This window comes from Streptomyces sp. adm13(2018) (assembly GCF_008042145.1).
Taxonomy (GTDB): domain Bacteria; phylum Actinomycetota; class Actinomycetes; order Streptomycetales; family Streptomycetaceae; genus Streptomyces.
On the sequence record NZ_RDBH01000129.1, the window covers coordinates 361679 to 365872 of the forward strand.

A 4194-nucleotide genomic window follows, 5' to 3' on the forward strand; every position below is an offset into this window, starting at 1 on the left:
GTGCGGTGGGGCGGTGGGGTCAGAACTTCGGTTCCGGGGCCTGGGACATGACCAGTTCCGCCGCTTCCTCCGGGGTCTCCACCGACGGCGGGGAGCCCTCCAGGGGCTGGCGGGCCGTCTCCTTCATGCAGGCGACCGCGATCACGCCGACGAGCGCCGCCGCCATCGCGTAGTACGCCGGCATCAGGTTGTTGCCGGTCGCGCCGATCAGCGCCGTGATCACCAGCGGGGTCGTACCGCCGAAGAGCGACGCCGACAGGTTGTAGCCGACCGACAGGGAGCCGTAGCGGACGTCCGTCGGGAAGAGCGCCGGGAGCGCCGCCGACATCGTGCCGAGCAGGCAGACCAGCGACAGGCCGAGCATCAGCATGCCGACCGTGATCGCGGGCACGCCGTCCTGGCCGATCAGCAGGAAGGCCGGCAGCGACAGGAAGAAGAAGCCCAGCATGCCCGTCATGAGCAGCGGCTTGCGTCCGAACCGGTCGCTCAGGCGGCCGACCCGGGTGATGACCAGCATCAGCAGGACCATCACGAGCAGCAGGATCAGCAGGCCGTGCGTCTCGCTGTAGCCGAGTTCGTCGGTGAGGTAGGTCGGCATGTACGACAGCAGCATGTAGTCGGTGATGTTGTACGCGCCGACGAGCGCGATGCACAGGATCAGCGTCGGCCACTGCTGCCGGAAGATCTTCGCGAGGTCGCCCTTGGTGGAGGTCTCCACCGGGTCCGCCGCCTCGGAGGCGCGGGCCGACTCGTTCTCCAGCTTCTGGAAGGCCGGGGTCTCGTCGAGCCGCATCCGCAGGTACAGGCCGACGAGGCCCAGCGGGCCCGCGACGAGGAACGGCACGCGCCAGCCCCAGGCCTCCATGGTGTCGGTGCCGAGCCAGGCGGTGAGCGCGGTCACCAGGCCGGCCGCGCCGACGTAGCCGGCGAGGGTGCCGAACTCCAGGAAGCTGCCGAAGTAGCCGCGGCGGCGGTCGGGGGCGTACTCGGCGATGAACGTCGAGGCGCCGCCGTACTCGCCGCCGGTGGAGAAGCCCTGGAGCATCCGGAAGAAGACCAGGAGCGCCGGGGCCCAGAAGCCGATGGTGGCGTACGACGGGATGAGGCCGATCGAGAAGGTGCCGACGGCCATGAGGATCATCGTCAGGGCGAGGACCTTCTTGCGGCCCAGCCGGTCACCCATCGGGCCGAACACCATGCCGCCGAGCGGGCGGACCAGGAAGGCGACCGCGAAGGTGGCGAAGGAGGAGAGCAGCTGGACGGTGTCGTTGCCCGAGGGGAAGAAGACGTGGCCGAGGGTGACGGCCAGGTAGGCGTAGATGCCGAAGTCGAACCACTCCATGGCGTTGCCCAGGGAGGCCGCCTTCACCGCCCGCTTGACGGCCGCCTCGTCGGTGACCGTGATGTCGGTGCGGCGCAGCTTGGGCCGGCGCCGTCGGACGGCGGCCTTGAAGAGGTGCGGGTGGCGGCGCTGTGCCTCGGGATCGACGACTTGGCCGTCGCGGTCTGTGGCCGGCATGGCCGTACGTCCTCTCTCCGGAAAAACTCCAGAGGTCCTTCTGCACGGTCATGCCGTTCACAAACGGAAACAGCCCGGGAATGCGACGTGCGTCACGTCGCCCGGGCGGGTGGGTCAGGCCTGGATGGAGAGGTCCCGGAGGATCTTGGCGACGTGTCCGGTGGCCTTCACGTTGTAGAAGGCGTGCTCGACCTTGCCGTCCTCGTCGACGACGACGGTGGAGCGGATGACGCCGGTGACGACCTTGCCGTACAGCTTCTTCTCGCCGAAGGCGCCGTAGGCCGCGAGGGTCTCCTTGGAGGGGTCGCCGACGAGGGTGACCTTGAGGTTCTCCTGGTCGCGGAACTTGGCGAGCTTCTCCGGCTTGTCCGGGGAGACGCCGATGACGTCGTAGCCGGCGGCCGCGAGGACGTCCAGGTTGTCGGTGAAGTCGCAGGCCTGCTTGGTGCAGCCAGGGGTGAGCGCGGCCGGGTAGAAGTAGACGATGACCTTGCGGCCCTTGTGGCCGGCGAGCGAGACCTCGTTGCCGTCCGCGTCGGGCAGGGTGAAGGCGGGGGCGGTGTCGCCGGGCTGCAGTCGCTCGCTCATGGGTGGTCTCCTCGGGATGGTTCGCGGACGCGTTCAGAGCCTAATGGGGGTCGGGGACAGCCCGGCGGCGGCAGAGCTGACAGACTGTCCACAAGGACCGGTCGACGACCGGATGACGACCACCCGGATCACGACTACGGAGGCAGCGCGGTGTCGGAGGCCAGGACCCCTGCGCAGATCGAGGCGGACATCGTCCGCCGGCGCGAGCAGCTCGCCGTCACTCTCGACGAGATCGGCATTCGGGTGCACCCGAAGACGATCATCGGGGACGCGAAGGCGAAGGTCACCTCGACGGTCGATCAGACCGCCGGGCGTGCCTTCGTCGCCGTGAACCGGGTCGTCTCGGACGTGAAGGCACGTTTCACCCATGAGGACGGCGCTCCGCGGCTGGAGCGTGTGGTGCCGGCGGCGCTCGTCGTCGTCGCGGTCGTCGGACTGGTCGCCGCCTCGTCCCGCAGGGGCCGGCGCTGATCTCTCCGGGGGCGTCCCCCTCCCTGCTCCGGCCGGAGTGCCGGGGCAGGTAGGTTCGGACCGTGAGCGAGAACACGCACGACAAGCTGCCCATCCGGATGCTTCACGACCGCGTCCTGGTCCGCACCGATTCCCCGGAGGGGGAGCGGCGCTCCGGCGGCGGCATCCTGATTCCGGCGACGGCGGCGGTCGGACGCCGGCTGTCCTGGGCCGAGGTGGTCGCGGTCGGTCAGAACGTCCGTACCGTCGAGATCGGCGACCGGGTGCTGTACGACCCCGAGGACCGTGCCGAGGTCGAGGTGCGGGGTGTCGCGTACGTCCTGATGCGGGAGCGCGATCTCCACGCGGTGGCCGCGGACCGGTTCCAGGGGGCGACGGACTCCACGGGGCTGTATCTCTGATCTGCTGTACGGCGGAGGGCCCCGGTGACCACGGTCACCGGGGCCCTCCGCCTTTCTTTGCTAGCCTGGGGACACCCGACGAGACGCGCCGTACCGGGATTCCGACAAGACGACGCAGCCCTGTTGTTCCGTCTCGCGGAGGTGTCGTCGTCATGGCCTGGGTTCTTCTCGTTGTCGCGGGTCTGCTGGAAGTCGGCTGGTCGATCGGGATGAAGTACACCGACGGCTTCACGCGGCTCTGGCCCAGCGTGTTCACCGGTGTGGGGATCGTCGCCTCCATGATGCTGTTGTCGCAGGCGGCCAAGACGCTGCCGATCGGTACGGCGTACGGCGTGTGGGTGGGTATCGGCGCGGCCGGTGCGGCGGTGCTCGGCATGGTGGTGCTGGGTGAGCCGGCGACCGCCGCCCGGATCTTCTTCGTCTGTCTGCTGCTGGTCGCCGTGGTGGGTCTGAAGGCCGCCATCGGGACGATCCCGCGGCCGAGCAGCTGGTAGGCGGACCTGCCCAGGTCGGCCGAGAACCACCAGGCCTGGAGGTCGGCGGGGCGGTACAGGTCGACGGCCTTGGCGCGGTTCTCGGGGTGGGTGGTGACGTCGTAGGCGCTGGGGGCCTTGAGGACGGCGGCGAGGTAGGCGCCCTCGGCGGTGTCGAGCTGTTCGACGTCCTTGCCGTAGTAGGCGCGGGCGGCGGCCTGGACGCCGTACGCGTTGCGTCCGAAGTAACTGGTGTTCAGATAGCCCTGGAGGATGTCCTCCTTGCTCTTCTCGCGGCCGAGCTTGATCGCGATGAAGAACTCCTTCGCCTTGCGGGTGAGGGTCTGCTCCTGCCCCAGGTAGTAGTTCTTGACGTACTGCTGGGTGATGGTGGAGCCGGACTGGCGGCCCTTGCCGTTCACGGTGTTCCAGGCGGCCCGGACCATCGCCTTGGGGTCGACGGCGCGCGAGGTGTGGAAGTCGCGGTCCTCGGCGGCGAGGACGGCCTGCCGGACCGTCAGGGGGATGCGGTCGAGCCGGACGTTCTCGCGGTTGACCTCGCCGTCGCGGGCGAGGGTGCTGCCGTCCCGGTAGAGGTACAGGTTGGACTGGGCGAGTGCGGCGGAGTTCGCGGGCGGGATCTCCACGAGGAGGTAGCCGGCGGCGAAGGCGCCCGCGAGCAGCAGGGTGCCGAGGAGCAGGAGCCCGAAGAGGGTGCGCAGGAGGCGGCGGGGGCGTCGCC

5 protein-coding genes, 1 pseudogene and 1 riboswitch are annotated in these 4194 nt (G+C 69.5%); of the genes and pseudogenes, 3 read left to right on the top strand and 3 right to left on the bottom strand.

Annotated features, from left to right (window positions below):
- Positions 1-19: 19 nt before the first annotated feature.
- The gene (gene proP / locus EAO70_RS18275; RefSeq protein ID WP_148003998.1) at positions 20-1519 is read right to left on the bottom strand and encodes a glycine betaine/L-proline transporter ProP; all 1500 of its coding nucleotides are present in this window, start codon (positions 1517-1519) and stop codon (positions 20-22) included.
- Between the two features lie 114 nt (positions 1520-1633).
- Complete coding sequence (bcp, locus tag EAO70_RS18280) at positions 1634-2107, bottom strand: thioredoxin-dependent thiol peroxidase (protein WP_148003999.1); 474 nt, start codon at positions 2105-2107, stop codon at positions 1634-1636.
- A 150-nt stretch (positions 2108-2257) separates the two neighbouring features.
- On the opposite strand from bcp, the gene EAO70_RS18285 reads away from it, so the two are divergent.
- The 3 genes from EAO70_RS18285 (at position 2258) to EAO70_RS18295 (ending at position 3473) form a co-directional block, all read left to right on the top strand.
- Positions 2258-2578, top strand: a complete 321-nt coding sequence (locus EAO70_RS18285) for a DUF3618 domain-containing protein (RefSeq protein WP_148004000.1) — start codon at positions 2258-2260, stop codon at positions 2576-2578.
- A 62-nt stretch (positions 2579-2640) separates the two neighbouring features.
- Positions 2641-2979 (top strand): GroES family chaperonin, encoded by a 339-nt coding sequence (locus EAO70_RS18290; RefSeq protein WP_017237090.1) that lies wholly within the window; start codon positions 2641-2643, stop codon positions 2977-2979.
- 49 nt (positions 2980-3028) lie between these two features.
- Positions 3029-3098: riboswitch (guanidine-III (ykkC-III) riboswitch) on the top strand.
- A gap of 33 nt (positions 3099-3131) precedes the next feature.
- The gene (locus EAO70_RS18295) at positions 3132-3473 is read left to right on the top strand and encodes a DMT family transporter (RefSeq protein ID WP_148005213.1); all 342 of its coding nucleotides are present in this window, start codon (positions 3132-3134) and stop codon (positions 3471-3473) included.
- A gap of 62 nt (positions 3474-3535) precedes the next feature.
- Here EAO70_RS18295 and EAO70_RS18300 read toward each other — a convergent pair.
- Positions 3536-4138: pseudogene (locus tag EAO70_RS18300) on the bottom strand (transglycosylase domain-containing protein); the annotation flags it as partial.
- Between the last annotated feature and the right edge of the window lie 56 nt (positions 4139-4194).

Bases quoted from the DNA above. Each gene is read 5' to 3' on its own strand.
- proP (WP_148003998.1), bottom strand. From the start codon at position 1,519: ATGCCGGCCACAGACCGCGACGGCCAAGTCGTCGATCCCGAGGCACAG.
- bcp (WP_148003999.1), bottom strand. From the start codon at position 2,107: ATGAGCGAGCGACTGCAGCCCGGCGACACCGCCCCCGCCTTCACCCTG.
- EAO70_RS18295 (WP_148005213.1), top strand. From the start codon at position 3,132: ATGGCCTGGGTTCTTCTCGTTGTCGCGGGTCTGCTGGAAGTCGGCTGG.